13 protein-coding genes are annotated in these 15,041 nt (G+C 56.3%); 2 read left to right on the forward strand and 11 right to left on the reverse strand.

Going from position 1 to position 15,041, the window contains the following annotated elements:
- Positions 1–148: 148 nt before the first annotated feature.
- The 10 genes from norW to citC all read right to left on the reverse strand — a co-directional run bounded on the left by norW (position 149) and on the right by citC (position 10,625).
- Positions 149–1,282, reverse strand: coding sequence for an NADH:flavorubredoxin reductase NorW (gene norW, locus RT120_RS04605; RefSeq protein ID WP_312980004.1), 1,134 nt, complete (start codon positions 1,280–1,282; stop codon positions 149–151).
- A complete protein-coding gene (gene norV, locus RT120_RS04610) occupies positions 1,279–2,724 on the reverse strand; it encodes an anaerobic nitric oxide reductase flavorubredoxin (protein WP_312980007.1) in 1,446 nt (481 codons plus the stop codon). Before norV ends, norW begins: the two co-directional genes overlap by 4 nt.
- Positions 2,725–2,920: 196 nt before the next feature.
- Positions 2,921–3,778: a DMT family transporter gene (locus RT120_RS04615; RefSeq protein ID WP_312980009.1), complete on the reverse strand. Its 858-nt coding sequence runs from the start codon at positions 3,776–3,778 to the stop codon at positions 2,921–2,923.
- A 156-nt stretch (positions 3,779–3,934) separates the two neighbouring features.
- Positions 3,935–5,398, reverse strand: a complete 1,464-nt coding sequence (locus RT120_RS04620; protein ID WP_312980012.1) for an anion permease — start codon at positions 5,396–5,398, stop codon at positions 3,935–3,937.
- Positions 5,379–6,323: a triphosphoribosyl-dephospho-CoA synthase CitG gene (gene citG / locus RT120_RS04625; RefSeq protein WP_312980015.1), complete on the reverse strand. Its 945-nt coding sequence runs from the start codon at positions 6,321–6,323 to the stop codon at positions 5,379–5,381. The genes RT120_RS04620 and citG overlap by 20 nt, the downstream gene beginning before the upstream one ends.
- On the reverse strand, positions 6,304–6,834 hold the full coding sequence (gene citX, locus RT120_RS04630; protein WP_312980018.1) for a citrate lyase holo-[acyl-carrier protein] synthase: 531 nt from the start codon (positions 6,832–6,834) through the stop codon (positions 6,304–6,306). The genes citG and citX overlap by 20 nt, the downstream gene beginning before the upstream one ends.
- Before the next feature lie 3 nt (positions 6,835–6,837).
- On the reverse strand, positions 6,838–8,349 hold the full coding sequence (gene citF / locus RT120_RS04635; RefSeq protein WP_312980021.1) for a citrate lyase subunit alpha: 1,512 nt from the start codon (positions 8,347–8,349) through the stop codon (positions 6,838–6,840).
- Positions 8,350–8,353: 4 nt separating this feature from the next.
- The gene (gene citE, locus RT120_RS04640) at positions 8,354–9,259 is read right to left on the reverse strand and encodes a citrate (pro-3S)-lyase subunit beta (protein WP_312980023.1); all 906 of its coding nucleotides are present in this window, start codon (positions 9,257–9,259) and stop codon (positions 8,354–8,356) included.
- Positions 9,256–9,552, reverse strand: coding sequence for a citrate lyase acyl carrier protein (citD, locus tag RT120_RS04645; RefSeq protein WP_312980025.1), 297 nt, complete (start codon positions 9,550–9,552; stop codon positions 9,256–9,258). Before citD ends, citE begins: the two co-directional genes overlap by 4 nt.
- Positions 9,549–10,625: a [citrate (pro-3S)-lyase] ligase gene (citC, locus tag RT120_RS04650; protein ID WP_312980027.1), complete on the reverse strand. Its 1,077-nt coding sequence runs from the start codon at positions 10,623–10,625 to the stop codon at positions 9,549–9,551. The genes citD and citC overlap by 4 nt, the downstream gene beginning before the upstream one ends.
- Positions 10,626–10,984: 359 nt before the next feature.
- Between citC and dpiB the strand changes: the two genes are divergently transcribed.
- Both dpiB and dpiA read left to right on the forward strand, forming a co-directional pair.
- Positions 10,985–12,646, forward strand: a complete 1,662-nt coding sequence (dpiB, locus tag RT120_RS04655) for a sensor histidine kinase DpiB (RefSeq protein WP_312980029.1) — start codon at positions 10,985–10,987, stop codon at positions 12,644–12,646.
- Positions 12,615–13,295, forward strand: coding sequence for a two-component response regulator DpiA (gene dpiA, locus RT120_RS04660; protein ID WP_312980031.1), 681 nt, complete (start codon positions 12,615–12,617; stop codon positions 13,293–13,295). Before dpiB ends, dpiA begins: the two co-directional genes overlap by 32 nt.
- Here dpiA and RT120_RS04665 read toward each other — a convergent pair.
- Positions 13,290–14,582, reverse strand: coding sequence for a sensor domain-containing diguanylate cyclase (locus RT120_RS04665; protein ID WP_312980034.1), 1,293 nt, complete (start codon positions 14,580–14,582; stop codon positions 13,290–13,292). The genes dpiA and RT120_RS04665 overlap by 6 nt on opposite strands.
- Positions 14,583–15,041: the final 459 nt, after the last annotated feature.

The following is a 15,041-nucleotide window of genomic DNA, read 5'->3' on the forward strand; positions in this document are numbered from 1 at the left end:
TCAAGCGCCGCCGCCACTATAAGCCGCACGTTATCCCGGAAAATATTAAGAAAATCTGAAATAAAAACGCCCCGGGGCAACGGGGCAAAAAAGTGCTAAACCACTGACATCGCACCTCCCTGTGCGTTGAAAAATGCGGGTTAATACGTTACGCAGACAAGGCCTTCAGCAACGCAAAGGCTTCTTTCATCTTGTCTTCACTCACCACAAAAGCACGTAGCTGGCCTTCGGCATCCACGCCTTTCGCCACCATGCCCTGGGCTTCGGTAGAAATCTGCCAGTTCAGATCGCTGCGGCGGGTTTCGCCAGCCAGATGCAGCGGTAACTCCGGCGTTTTGACTTTGACCAGCATGGCGGGCAGTTTCAGCGGCGCGTTGCCGCCGAGCAGGTTTTTCGCCAGCGTCATGGCGCTAATCTGGATCGGTTGCAGAAAAGGCAGTAACTGACCGTCGATTTCCGCACAGTCGCCCAGCGCGTAGATATCCGGATGACTGGTTTTCAGCGTATTGTCCACCACAATCCCGCGATTCACCGCTACCCCGGCGCTGCGGGCCAGCGCGGTTTCCGGGCGTAAGCCGGTCGCGGCAATCACCGCATCCACCTCGACCTGGCGTTCGCGATCGAAGGTGGCGCGAATACCTCCCGAGGTTTGTTCCAGAGACTGCAACTGCGATTTCAACAGCAGATGCACGCCCATATCCGTTAAGCGATGTTGCAGGCGGCTGCTCACTTCCGGTGGCATCAGCGACGCCAGAATGCTGGACGCGTTATCCACCAGCGTCACGGATTTGCCCGCGCGGGTGAAATCCATCGCCAGTTCGCTGCCAATCAGGCCACCGCCGACAATCAATACCCGGCGCGCATCAAACAGCTGCGACTCGCAGGCGCGATACTCCAGTTGGCTGTTGAGCGTCAGCATCTGCTCACGCCCGTTCACCGGCGGGATAAACGCGCTGGCCCCGGTCGCCAGCACCAGTTTGTCGTAAGACCACTGGTTATCGATGCTTTTCACCAGACGGGCGGCGGCATCGATCTCTTTGATCCAGGTGTACGGGAACAGGCGCACGTTGTACTGCTCGGCGAACTCGCCCGCCGACTGGCGCGTCATCTCGTCAGCACGCTGGCGCAGGCTGATGACGTGGCTGAGATCGGGCTTGTTGTATTCGTCGATACTGTCGGCGGCAATCACGGTGATTGCCACCTGGCCGTCCTGTTTACGCAGATTTTTGACCAACTGCCGGGCCGCGAAGCCCGACCCGATAATCACAATCCCGTGGCTCATACCGCCTCCATTGCCAGCTCGTCGAACACGTCTTTACCCAGTGAACATTCCGGGCACAGGAAGTTATCTGGCACGTCGCTCCACGGCGTCCCCGGCTGGACATCCTGCATCGGTTCGCCAACGGCTGGATCGTAAATCCACTGGCAGACGCTGCACTGCATGCAGGGGCCGAGGTCGGCAGCGGCGGCGGCGCTGTTGTCATCATCCTGCTTCGGTTGCGCTTTCACCGTGGTTTCCGGCAGCGGTGCGAGCGCCCACTGGCGGGCAATGTCGCGGCCATGCTGACGGCACAGTTCCAGAGCATCGACATCCGGACGCCATTTGGCTTTCAGGCTCAGGGACATTTCGAAACCGGCATCCTGCAAGCGCGTAGACAGACGGTCCACCGCACCACCACTCCAGCCGTGAGAACCGAATGCGCTGGCGCGTTTATTACGGAAACGCAGACCGGTCATCTCTTCCACCAGACCGGCGATTTTCGGCATCATCACGTTGTTCATGGTGGAGGTGCCCACCAGCACGCCTTTTGAGCGAAATACGTTAGTCAGGATTTCGTTTTTATCGCTACGCGCCACGTTGAAAATTTTCACTGCCACCACCGGGTCAACTTCGTTGATGCCCTGGGCGATAGCGTCCGCCATCATGCGGGTGTTGTTAGACATGGTGTCATAGAAGAGGGTGATGCGGTCTTCCTGGTAATCCGCCGCCCATTTCAGGTACAGCTCGACGATTTGGGTCGGGTTTTCACGCCAGACCACGCCGTGGGACGTGGCGATCATATCCACTGGCAGGTTGAAGCCGAGGATTTCAGTGATTTTCGGCGTGACCAGACGGCTGAACGGCGTCAGGATGTTGGCGTAGTAGCGCTGGCACTGTTCGAACAGCTCAGTCTGATCCACTTCGTCGTTAAACAGGCGTTCGTCGCAGTAGTGCTGACCGAAGGCGTCGTTACTGAACAACACCGCATCGCCAGTCATATAGGTCATCATGCTGTCCGGCCAGTGCAGCATCGGGGTTTCAACGAAGATCAGCTGTTTGCCGTTGCCGATATCCAGGGAATCACCGGTTTTCACCACGTGGAAATTCCACTCCGGATGGTGGTGGTGCCCGTTAATGGAATCGATAGCGTTGGCGGTGCAGTAGATCGGGGTATCCGGGATCTGCATCATCAGCTCGGTCAGCGCCCCTGCGTGGTCTTCTTCCGCATGGTTGATGATGATGTAATCGATATCTGCCAGGTCAATTTCGCTGCGCAGGTTCTGCACGAACTCGCGGCTAAATTTGTGATCGACGGTATCGATCAGTACGTTTTTTTCTTCACGGATGAGATAGCTGTTGTAGCTGCTGCCACGCAGCGTTTTGTATTCGGTGCCGTGAAAATCGCGAACTTCCCAGTCACGCTGTCCAACCCAGGAAATGTTGTTCTTAACCAGAATAGCCATATCAACCTCTTGTGTTCATGAAATTAAATTCGAATGCGATATGACTCATATATCAAGTTGCATGCCAACTTTATAAGCACGTGATTTTAAATGTTTTATTTAATTTTATGATGATTAAAAATGTTAAAATGACTATCAGAGAGGCAGTCATTTTGACTAACTTTATTGTCAAAATGACTGTTTTCGGAAAGGACGTTTAGAGGCGGTTAATCATCCGCCAGCGGAACCAGATTTGGGCAAGCAGAATCAGAATCCCGCCGATAATTTTCTGCGTGGGTAAACGCTCGCCATACCAAATCCCGGCAGCGATAACGGTAAACAGCGGCTCCAGCACCATAATCAGGGCGGCGCTGGCGACGGCGGCGTATTTTTGCCCCTGAAGCTGCAACGCGAAACGCAGGCTGGTGGCGATAAAAATACTGGCCAGCACCCACAGCGCAATAGACAGGTCAAAGGGTTGGGTAATGTGCTCGAACCCGGCGGAAATACCCAGCCCAACAATACCGGTGATCATCAACTGCGCCGTAGTGAGTGGGATTAACGGCACCTCACGGGCGCAGCGGCTGGTGTAGCAAAACGAGATCGACTGCACCAGCGCCGTCAGTAAAAACCAACCCTGGCTGGGATGGAACGACACCGGGCTGTGCAGGCTTAGCAGCGCCAGCCCTATCGCTGCTACCGGCAGGCACTCCCAGTACGCCCGCGCCGGGCGCACCCGCATCATCACCCACGCTGTCAGTGGTACAAACAGCATCGCGAGGCTCATAATAAACGCCCCCTCGCCCAGCGACGGGGTACTGGATACCGAGTAGATCCACAGGCACATGGTGAGCGCCATCCATAATCCGCTGATCAGCACTTGTCGCCACTGGTGGCGCGGGATGTGCTGACCGCGACAAAACGGCAACAGCACCAGTGAGGCGAAGAAAAACCGCACGCCGAGAAACGCAAATACCGGCATTCCGGCAATCGCTTCTTTAGAAAAAATCCAGCCGCAGGCGGCAATAAGCGTGGTTAAGACTAAAAACAGATCGGCTTGCCGCTGCCGGTTCATGGGTCATGCTCCCTGGAATAAGTAAAGTAAGTCAAACAAGCTTTCGACTTTATAACATTCCGCTAACCTGAACCACTTCACGCAGGGGAAAAGATTGGGGGGTGGTAAAACGCAGAAAAAAGCGCCCCAACGAGGCGCTTATCAACAAAACGGATATTAGTTCCAGAGCGCCAGAATTGGCCAGCCGACCAGCATCAGCATTGAGATATAAATCACCCCAAAAATCGCGCCGAGCCGCCAGTAATCTTTGGATTTCACGTAGCCGCAGCCGTAAATGATCACGCCAGGGCCGGTGGCATACGGCGTCAGGCAGCCCATGATGCCGATAGACAGTACCAGCAGGATACACAGATGCTCCATTGGCACGCCGGGTATCCCTTTGCCCACCGCCAGGATCACCGGCAGCATGGTCGCGGTATGGGCTGACAGGCTGGCGAACAGGTAGTGCGCAAAGTAAAACACCAGAACCAGCGCAACCACCGTACCGGTGGGCGAAAACCCTTCCAGATGGGTGCTCATGGTTTTCGCAAACCAGTCGATAAAGCCGGAACGGGTCAGGCCGTTAGCCATCACCACCAGCGTCGCCAGGTTCACCAGGGTGTTCCAGGCGCTGTGGTATTTGGTGATCTCTTTCCACGGCACCACGTGCAGGGCCAGCATTAACGATACCGCCAGCAAGCCCACCGCCGTAGCATCGATAGCTTCACCGCCGAACACCCACAGCGCAAGGCTCAGTAATACCAGGCCAATCAGGGTGATCTCTTTCTGGGTCAACGCGCCCATCTCTTTCAGCGCGTCGCTGGCCCAACTGGAAACCTCCGCACTGTGAGTCACTTCCGGTTTATACAGCACATAAGACAGCCACGGGGCGACGATCAGCAGAATGATGCCCACCGGTAAGAAGCTCAAAAACCAGGTCAGCCAGCTAATCTGAATCCCGGCGATTTTACTGACGAACTCAAGACCCAGCACATTCGGCGCCGCGCCGGTAACGAACATTGAGGAGCTGAGGCTGGTACTGATCACCATCATCCACATCAGGTAGCCGCCGATGCGGCGCGATGACGGGTCGTTGGGATGGGAATTAAACAGCGGCGGCAGGTTTTTGATTACCGGGAATACGGTGCCGCCGGTGCGCGCGGTATTCGACGGGGTGAACGGTGCCAGCAGGATATCGATAATCACGATGGCATAGCCGAGCGTCAGGGTGCGTTTGCCCATAAACTTGACCATAAACAGCGCGATACGCCGCCCCAGACCGGTCACTTCATAGCCCAGCGCGAATATAAATGCCCCGAACACCAGCCACACCGTGGTGCTGGAAAACCCCGCCAGCCCCCACTTCAGCGCCTGCTTACCGGCGTCGAATTTCGGGTCGGCCAGTTCGCTGGCATCAAATAACAGGTAATCGCTGCCAATAACGCAAATCGTCACGGCGATAAAGCTGATCGCCGTCGCCGGGATAGGCTCGAGGATCATCCCGACAATCATTGCCACAAACACGGCAAAGTAGTGCCATGCCTGCGGCGGCATACCGTCCGGGACCGGAATGAGCAACATGATGCCCATTACCACCAGCGGGGCCAGTAACTTCCATATTTTATCTTTTGAAGCAGTCATCGCTGTTTCTCCATGAAAAGCTTGTGCTTGTAAGTGATTGAAAATGAACGTTTGAAATTTCAGCTAAAAACCAGGTGACGATAAGCAGATCGGCGCTGCCGCCGGGGCTGAGATGGCGGGCGATACAGGCGTTATCAAATTCAGTGAGCGCGTGGAGGTCGCCTGCGCGGCGGATACCGCCCTGACGCAGCAACGCGATAGCCCGCTGTTGCAGCCAGTGCAGGCCATCCGCGCCGCCGCGCGAGGCCACATTGGTGTCGCCATTGCGCGCCATCAGCACCAGCAGCGTGTCGAGCAGCGCCAGTTCAGGATCAATGCCCTGCGCTTTCAGTGCGCGGTAATGGGGTAACGCATGGTCGCGCACCAGCGGGAACCCGGCCTCGGCTTCGCCACGCGCGCCGGTCAGGCCAAGCTGCAAATAGAGCCGCTGCCCCGCCGTTTGCCCGGCGTTGTGTTGAACCAGCTCGCGCGCAGTGATCCCTTCACAAAACCCCGCAGCCTGGCGGCACAGCGCTTCTGGCGTGACCGGCTGCTGCTGTTGGGTTAATCGCCCTACCGCCGCGCACAGCAACCCCAGCGAGAAAATGCTGCCTTTATGGGTGTTCACCCCGGCGGTGGCGCGGAACATTGCCGCTTCGCAGGCCAGACCGATTGGGCGGATCGCGGCTAAAACCGCGTTCTCCGGCAGTCCGGCGCTGCATGCGCCCATTTCCACAAAGCGCGGCAACCACAGGCGAATGGCGTCCGCGCTGCGGTAAAAATCCTCCAGCGCCATGTCCTTGTGTGCCCCGCTGTTGTAGCGGTCCACCAGGCCAGGTTTGGGCGATAAATTCACCTCCGCCAGCATGGCGCGCCAGCCGCAGTCGCTGTAATACGCGGCGATGTGCGGCGCAATAACCTGGGGCTCAAGCGTGTTCGGCTTCATTCAGGCGCATCTCCATATGGGCCAGCAGTTCGGCAAGCGAGTGGGATTTTTCGCGGGCGCACAGCGTTGCGGCGCGAGAACACACCAGGCAGGTTCGGGGTGGCAGGGAAAACTGCTGGCGGGACAGGATGTCGCCGTGCGGCGTTAACACGTCAATATCCCACAGCCGCCCCAGCGGGTGTGCCTGCTCCAGCGCGATGGCGGCGCGTTTCACCGCCTGCGCCGGGGCGTTTATCGCCAACAGGGCTTCGGGGCCGGTGATTAAGGCAAAGGATGCCTGGGTGATAATTGGCCAAACGGCGTCGCGCGCCATACTCTCCAGCGCCTGAAGACCGTGACTAAAAAGCCGCCGGGTGAGATCGCTGTCTTTCACGGGCCCTGGTGCCACCACGGTAAAGGAAATCAGCGTCACGCCATGTTGCTTAAGCCAGGCCGTTTGCCGCGCCTGGCGCGCATCCCGGCTGACCAGCAGTTCCGGCAGCGTTATGGCACGATCCGCAAAGCGCGCCATCGCCTACTCCTTCACCTGATGAACCACGTCGATCACCGAACCGTCGCGGTAGCGCACCACGGCGATAACCCGCTCGGTAAAGGCAATCGGACAGGGATCGCCGGTCAGGATGCGCGCCCTTTCCCGCAGCCATTCGATGGTCACAACGCGCAACCCGGCCTGTTTCAGGCGATCCGCCAGCTCAGGGCGCGCCGGATTGACAGCAATGCCGTGGTCGGTCACCAGGATATCAACGCTGGAGCCCGGCGTGACACAGGTCGTCACGCTATCCACCAGGGTGGGAATACGCCCGCGCACCAGGGGCGCGACGATAATCGACAGCGCCGCCGCGACGGCTGTATCGCAGTGACCGCCGGATGCGCCGCGCAGTACGCCGTCGGAGCCGGTCAGTACGTTGACGTTAAACTGGGTGTCAATTTCCAGCGCGCTCAGCACCACCACGTCGAGCCGGTCAACGCTTGCGCCTTTGGAGCCCCAGTTGGCGTACTGGTTAGCGCTGATTTCTATGTGGTTGGGATTGCGCGCCAGCGACTCGGCGGCGGCACGGTCAAAGCTCTGAACATCGAGCAGCTTTTTGATCAATCCCTTTTCGTGCAGATCGACCATGGTGGAGGTAATGCCGCCCAGCGCGAAGTCGGCGTAGACGTTGCGGCTGCGCATGTTGTCTTCCAGAAAGCGCGTCACCGCCAGCGATGCGCCGCCGGTGCCGGTTTGCAGCGAGAAGCCGGGTTTGAAGTAGCCGGAATTGACCACCACATCGGCGGCATGGCGGGCAATCAGCAGCTCGCGCGGGTTCGACGTCATGCGGGTGGCGTCCGCGCCGATTTTGTCGGCATCGCCGACCTGTTCGATCTGCACGATCAGGTCGACGCAATCCTGGGCGATGCTGGCGGGATGGTGCGGATACGGCAGTAGCGCTTCGGTCAGCACCACCACCTGGCGGGCGTGTTCCGCATCTACTTTGGCGTAGCCCAGCGAGCCGCAGCAGGCTTTGCCGGTGTAGCCATTGGCGTTCCCGTACGGGTCGCAGGACGGCACACCGAGAAACGCCACGTCAATCGCCAGCTCGCCGCTGTTCACCAACTGCACGCGGCCGCCGTGAGAGTGGATCTGCACCGGCTCGGCGAGTAAACCCCGTGAGATCTCTTCCGCCAGCGGCCCGCGCAGACCGGAGGTGTAAATCTGGCTCACCACGTTATTGCGAATATGCTCGACCAGCGGCGCGTGGCAATCACTGAGGGAACTGGACGCCAGCGTCAGGTTTTTAAATCCCATTCCGGCAATGGCGTCCATCACCAGATTCAGGGTCAAATCGCCGCCGCGAAAGGCGTGGTGGAAAGAGATGGTCATCCCGTCCTGCAATCCTGAACGGCGAATGGCCTCCTGCAGGGTGGCGCACAGTTTTTTGTCGCGCGGCTTCTGGGTTTGCAGATTGAGCTTAGAGGCTGGCTGAAATGCCGGATGGTCGCCCTTCCCTGCGCTAACCCGCGCCTGCCGTTGTGTGGTTTGATGCATGTTGTTACTCCTCACGAATACCGGAAAGCGCTGCCCGGGACAGCACCAGACGCGCCCGCTCAATGACCGGACTGTCCACCATCTTGCCGTTGAGCGATACCACGCCCAGCCCTTCACGCGCCGCGGCTTCAGCGGCGTCCACCACGCGCCGGGCGTGATCCGCCTCCTGCTGTGTCGGGGCATACAGGTTGTGCAGCAGTTCGATTTGGCGCGGGTTGATCAGCGATTTGCCGTCGAAACCCAATTGCTTGATGTGCGCGGCTTCACGCAGGAAACCGGCTTCGTTGTTGGCATCGGAATAAACGGTATCGAAAGCCTGAATGCCTGCGGCGCGGGCCGCCTGGAGAATAGCGCAGCGGGCGAACAGCAGTTCTGTGCCCTCCGGCGAGCGTTCAGTGCGCAAGTTGCGTACGTAATCTTCTGCTCCCAGTGCAATGCCGATCAGGCGCGGCGAGGCATGGGCGATAGCGACCGCCTGGGTAATGCCCTGCGGTGATTCGATGGCGGCCAACAGGCCGGTACTGCCGGGCTCGCGGCCGCATTCCGCTTCAATACGTGCGATGTGGTTTTCGATATCAATCACGTCTTGGGCGGTATCGGTTTTCGGCAGGCGCACAATATCCACGCCGCCGCGCACCACGGCTTCCAGATCCGCCACGCCGTAGTCAGAATCCAGCGCATTTACCCGCACAATGGTTTCCACGTCCTGATACAGCGGGTGCTGTAAGGCGTGGAAAACCAGGCGGCGGGCGGCATCTTTCTCACGCAGGATCACCGAGTCTTCCAGATCGAACATCAGCGCATCGGCATGATAGATAAACGCGTTGCTGACCATGGCGGCATTGGCGCCCGGGACGAACAGCATGCTACGGCGGGTGCGGGATTTACGTTGTTCGGCAGTCAGTTTCATGGGCGCGACTCCCAGGGCAAAGCCTCGATTTCCCCGGCGCGCGCCAGCAGCGTTTCCAGACGCGCGCGTAAAACGCAATCCAGTGCGCCTTTATCATCAATAAACACCTGAACGCCGCGTACCTGATAGCGCGCCAGGATTTCAAGGACGGTGGCGCGAATGGCGGTGCCAAACTGTTTTTCCACGCTGCTGTTGATTTGCAGTTCGATGTCGTGCGAGTCGAGGGACGCGATGCGCGCCATCACATCCCCGGACTCCAGCGTGCCGGCGACGGCGGGACGGTTAATTTTCATGGTTCACCTGTAGTTAATGCAGATTCGGTTTTAAGCGCAGACGAACGCAGGTCGGTGTCAGGCAACATGCGTCGTAAATAGTGGGCGGTGGCGTCGGGAACCAGCAGGTCGATGGTGGCGAAATCTTGCTTTACCAGCAGCTTGCGTACCCAGGAGGCGGAAATCGCGATGCCGTGATAGTGCAGCCGCGCTATCTCCACCAGTTGGATGGGCGGCGCGGGATTGGCCGGGTCCTGGAGAATGCGCCGCATATCGGCGTTGTAGCGGGCGGTCACCTTGCAAAACGGTTCAGTACCGACGAAGCGATGAGTGATACCCAGCGCGGGAGCAAGTTGATTGCGGAAAATTTGCAGATCGATTTCGGTGTAGCAGTGATTAATGACGCTTTGTTCTTTGATGAAGTAGCACGGAAACGTGGCGCGGGAGATGAGATATTCCGAGCCGCGATGCACGGTAAGTTTTTCAATATCTGCCGTCCCGGCGCGTACCAGCGCCAGCCGGTCTTCGTAAGGGAAACGCGACGTGTCTTCTTTGACTAAAAACAGATGCAGCCAGTCGCATTGCGACGCCGCCTGTTGCACCAGGTAACGATGACCGCGGGTAAACGGGTTGGCGTTCATGACGATGCAGCCGATTTTGTCGCCGACGCGGCGCAACGTGGTGAGATAGCTGGCGTACTGTTGCAGGCGGGTGGCATTATTTTCCATCAGCACCATCACACCCGGCACCCCCGCCAGGGTAAAAAAACCACACTGCTTAAACAGCGTTTCATTCTGGCTTTTGGTATAGATAAATAACTGGGTGCAAAAACGTTCATAGGCCAAATTAATTAATTCGGTCGCCAGCGTGAGCGCTAAACCTTCTCCACGCACCGACTCATCGATAGCGACACATTTGATAATATTCCCGGCTAAACCACCGCACGCGATAAGACGATCGTTACGCGTTGCCGTAATAAATATCTCCACCGTGGTATCGATACTCAAATCGTTTTCCCGGAGGAATTGCGTTATCCCGGCGATTTTCTTATTTTCGTTACGCTTTACCCGTGTAAACACGGTATTGCCAAACATAGGTCTACGTCCCTGCGCCATGAATAAGGGTGAAAATAAATGTTAATTAACTGCTGCAATATTAAAAAAACCTGCCACGCGGACATTTACGATGGCGGTGTGGAATGCAGTGAAAGGGTACGCACTATTTAAAATCTGAATTTTGATATATTTCACAAAGCGCAGAGGGATTAAAATAGACTTTATGGTTTTTATTTGGTTAATTAAATTTCATCCGACGCGCTTCATGGTTTTTATTTGTTTAATTGATTTAATGTCGGCAATCTGCAACGATAATCCGGTGTCTGAGCATTATAAAGAAACAATCTGATAACCTATATTCGGCACCTGCCCGGGTTCGGTACTTAAAAGGAATTATCATGACCGGGAAAAAAGAAGTTAGCGTGTTACGTTTTTTTCGCCGTCTGGCTTTTCCATTACGGATATTTCTTTTATTACTGTTGGTGTCCACGCTGTTAATCAGCGCATTAGGCAAATATCTCTCCGCCAGCTTTGAAGACTATCTGACTGAGCACGTGCGCGGTATGGCGATGAATCAGGCCAGAATTATCGCCTCCAACGACAGCGTTATCGACGCGGTAAAACACCGCGATACCCTTCGGTTGGGGCAAATCATTGGCAGATTGTCCACCGGCTCCGATTTCGATTACGTGGTAATCGGCGACCGCCACTCTGTTCGTCTTTACCATCCTAATCCGGCCAAAATTGGCTATCCCATGCAATGGACCAAGCCCGGCGCGCTGGAGAAAGGCGAAAGCTATTTTATTACCGGTGAAGGATCTATCGGCATGGCGATGCGCGCTAAAACACCGATTTTTGACGAGCACCAACAGGTAATAGGCGTGGTGTCGCTGGGCTATTTAGTCAGTAAAATCAATAGCTGGCGGCTGGATTTTCTTCTGCCGTTAGCCGGTGTGTTTGTCGTCATCCTGATTATTTTGATGCTGCTGTCGTGGTTGTTCGCCGCGCATATTCGTCGCCAGATGCTCGGCATGGAACCACAGCAAATCGCCCGGGTCGTGCGTCAGCAGGAGGCGCTGTTTGGTTCGGTTTTCGAAGGGCTTATCGCTGTCGATCCCGATGGGATGATTACGGCAATCAACCGTAATGCGCGTAAAATGCTCGGCTTAGCCTCTCCGGGCCGTCAGTGGCTCGGGCGCTATATCGGCGATGTGGTCAATCCTTGCGGCTTTTTTACCGACACGATTGAAGAACAGCGCCAGGACGTGATGTGCACGTTTAATGGGTTAAGCGTTATTGCCAATCGCGGCGCGATCCGCTACCAGAACGCGCTGTTAGGCGCGATCATCAGCTTTCGCAGCAAAGATGAAATCAGCGCGTTGAACGCGCAACTAACGCAAATAAAACAGTATGTTGAAAGCCTGAGGACTCTGCGCCATGAGCACCTTAACTGGATGTCTACCCTCAACGGCCTGTTGCAAATGAAAGAGTACGATCGGGTGCAGGCGATGGTGCAAGGCGAATCCGAGGCGCAGCAGCAACTCATCGACCGCTTGCGCGAGTCGGTTGACGATCGTCAGGTGGCGGGATTGCTGTTCGGCAAATGCCAGCGGGCGCGCGAGTTGGGGCTGACGTTAACGCTGGTGCCTGGCAGCGTACTGCATCAACTCCCACAAGGAATGGATAGCATTGAATTTGCCGCAATCGTCGGCAACCTGCTGGATAACGCGTTTGAAGCGAGCCTGAATAACCCTCAGAGTGATAAAACCGTAGAGCTGTATCTGAGCGATGAAGGCAATGATGTGATTATTGAGGTGGCCGATCGGGGATGCGGTGTACCGGACGCGCTGCGCCAGACCCTTTTCCAACAGGGCGTCAGCACCAAAACCGATGCGCCCGGCGAGCACGGCATCGGGCTTTATCTTGTTGCCAGTTTTGTTCATCGCTGCGGCGGGGTGATTACCGTCGACGATAACCCACCCTGCGGCGCGTTGTTTTCCGTTTTTATACCGAAAGTGAAAAAGAGTAATGGAACAATCTCTGACGATTTTAATAGTTGAGGACGAAACGCCGCTCGCGGAAATGCATGCCGAATTTATCCGCCTCTTTCCCGGCTGCAGGACGGTATGGCTGGCCGGCAATCTGGCGCAGGCCAGGGAGATGATTACCCGCTTCAAACCGGCGCTGATCCTGCTGGATAATTATTTACCCGACGGCAAGGGGATCACGCTGCTGCATGAACTTTCCCAGGCCCGCTATACGGGCGGCGTGGTTTTTACCACCGCGGCAAGCGATATGGATACTGTGTCGGAAGCCGTGCGCTGCGGCGTGTTTGATTATCTGGTCAAGCCCATCGCCTATGAGCGGCTTGGGCAAACCCTGAGTCGCTTCCAGCAGCGTTGCGCCCTGCTCGCCAGCCATGCCAGCGCCAGCCAGCGTCAAATCGACGATATGTTTAACGCCTATGCGCGGGGAGAGCAAAAAGAAGCGCTACCGCCAGGTATTGATGCGTTGACCCTGGCGAAAGTCCAGGGGCTCTTTGCTGACCCGCTGGCGCGCCATACCGCAGAAACGGTGGCGGATGAACTGAAACTGAGCCGCACTACCGCCCGCCGTTATCTGGAGTTCGCCGCCAGCCGCCAGCAGATTGTGGCGGAGATTATTTATGGCAAAGTGGGACGCCCGCAGCGGACCTATCGGGCGTTATGAGGCGTTGTCCGGCATCGCCACCACCTGATTGCGCCCACGATTTTTAGCGGCATACAGCGCGGTATCTGCCTGATGGATCAGACCGCTGGCAATCATATGCAGCGGCGTATCCAGCGACAGCGATTTACAGGCATACAGCGTCGTTACGCCAATACTGATGGTGAGATAACCTGTCGGGCTGGCGACATGCGGCAGATTCAGGGCGTTGATATTTTCACGCAGGCGCTCCGCTTCCGCCAGCGCCTCCTCCCGGTCAGTGCGCGGCAAAATCACCAGAAACTCTTCACCGCCGTAACGGCTAACATTATCTTCGGGACGCCGCCGGGATGACACCAGGGCTTTGGCCACCGCGCGCAGGCAATTGTCGCCGGACTGATGTCCGTAGTTGTCGTTGTACCGTTTAAAATAATCGATATCTGCCAGGCACACCGACAGTGGGAAACCGTTGTCGACGGCATGGCTGATTTCATTAATCAGGCATTCATCCATATAACGGCGGTTATAGAGGCCGGTTAAATGATCGCGCTGGGCATATTGTTGCAGCACCTGGTTGGCACCCGCCAGCTTCTGCTCCGCTTCCCGACGCGCAGTGATATCCACCCAGGTCACCGACAACCCTACGACGCGATTGCTGGCGTTATATAAGGCGACAGGTTGGGTATCGTAACAGCGGTCGCGCCAGATAATTTCTCGCCCCGGGATGTCCACGCCGGACTCCGCCATGATGAAATCATCCTGAAACTGCTGCCATACGTCGGGCATCAAGCGCCCCAGGTGGCTGTCGGTCGCCTCGTCCTGCGAAATAGCCAGTAAACCGTTCATGGCCTTGTTGGACATCACCAGCCGTCCATCCAGATCCAGCATGCACAGCGCAACGGGCGTCGTATCATAGATGGTTTCAAGCTGCATTACGCGCTCGCCGAGATTGGAAATATTTCTGTCGATGCCGCGATAGCCGGTTAACTCGCCTTTATCGTTAAACAGCGGAATGCCGCTGGTTTCCAGTACCACAATTTGGCCATCGGCGCGCATATTGCGGTTGACCAGTCCGGAAAACGCACGCTGCTGGGCGACAATCTCGCCAAAAGCACCCGCAACGCGTTCCGCTTCCCCTGGCGGCATAAAATCGAAAGGTGTGCGTCCAATGACATAACCTGGCTCATAGCCCAGCAAATCATGCACGACACCCGAAACCCAGGTGTACCGCCCCTGAGCATCCACTTCCCAGACCCAATCGGAATTGTGATGGAGTAAATCTAAGAGATGTTTTTCATCAACGTCAGGCACAGACTGTCTCTTTCCATCATTCATGGTTATTTATCCGCATACTTAAAAGGCACTCAAACGCAGGCTGGTCAGTGTTAAGAGGATCTAAAGATACAGGTTAGTTGCCAGAGAAAGTAGCAAACATTGATGAGGGAAATTTGAAAAATAGTAATTATTTAACTCAGTTATCAATACATCCTGTATCGCTTAATACACCTGCTTGATTTTTAAGCTGAAACGTTAAGGCTGATATAAGGAAGGGAAGGACAAAACGGGGAGTGACTCTTTTATTCTGATTTTTAACGCGGCGATCTAAACAGAGAACAAACAGGGAAACTAACAGAGACGGGAAAGGGGTAACTCTTTGAAAAATATGGCGCGCCCTGCAGGACTCGAACCTGCGACCCACGGCTTAGAAGAACGTAGAGCGCGGAATAACTCATTGTAACACCACATATTTACCGCGTTCGCTCCCGGATT

It is taken from the genome of Atlantibacter sp. (assembly GCF_032062175.1).
GTDB lineage: Bacteria > Pseudomonadota > Gammaproteobacteria > Enterobacterales > Enterobacteriaceae > Atlantibacter.

Bases quoted from the DNA above. Each gene is read 5' to 3' on its own strand.
- norW (WP_312980004.1), bottom strand. From the start codon at position 1,282: ATGAGCCACGGGATTGTGATTATCGGGTCGGGCTTCGCGGCCCGGCAG.
- norV (WP_312980007.1), bottom strand. From the start codon at position 2,724: ATGGCTATTCTGGTTAAGAACAACATTTCCTGGGTTGGACAGCGTGAC.
- RT120_RS04615 (WP_312980009.1), bottom strand. From the start codon at position 3,778: ATGAACCGGCAGCGGCAAGCCGATCTGTTTTTAGTCTTAACCACGCTT.
- RT120_RS04620 (WP_312980012.1), bottom strand. From the start codon at position 5,398: ATGACTGCTTCAAAAGATAAAATATGGAAGTTACTGGCCCCGCTGGTG.
- citG (WP_312980015.1), bottom strand. From the start codon at position 6,323: ATGAAGCCGAACACGCTTGAGCCCCAGGTTATTGCGCCGCACATCGCC.
- citX (WP_312980018.1), bottom strand. From the start codon at position 6,834: ATGGCGCGCTTTGCGGATCGTGCCATAACGCTGCCGGAACTGCTGGTC.
- citF (WP_312980021.1), bottom strand. From the start codon at position 8,349: ATGCATCAAACCACACAACGGCAGGCGCGGGTTAGCGCAGGGAAGGGC.
- citE (WP_312980023.1), bottom strand. From the start codon at position 9,259: ATGAAACTGACTGCCGAACAACGTAAATCCCGCACCCGCCGTAGCATG.
- citD (WP_312980025.1), bottom strand. From the start codon at position 9,552: ATGAAAATTAACCGTCCCGCCGTCGCCGGCACGCTGGAGTCCGGGGAT.
- citC (WP_312980027.1), bottom strand. From the start codon at position 10,625: ATGTTTGGCAATACCGTGTTTACACGGGTAAAGCGTAACGAAAATAAG.
- dpiB (WP_312980029.1), top strand. From the start codon at position 10,985: ATGACCGGGAAAAAAGAAGTTAGCGTGTTACGTTTTTTTCGCCGTCTG.
- dpiA (WP_312980031.1), top strand. From the start codon at position 12,615: ATGGAACAATCTCTGACGATTTTAATAGTTGAGGACGAAACGCCGCTC.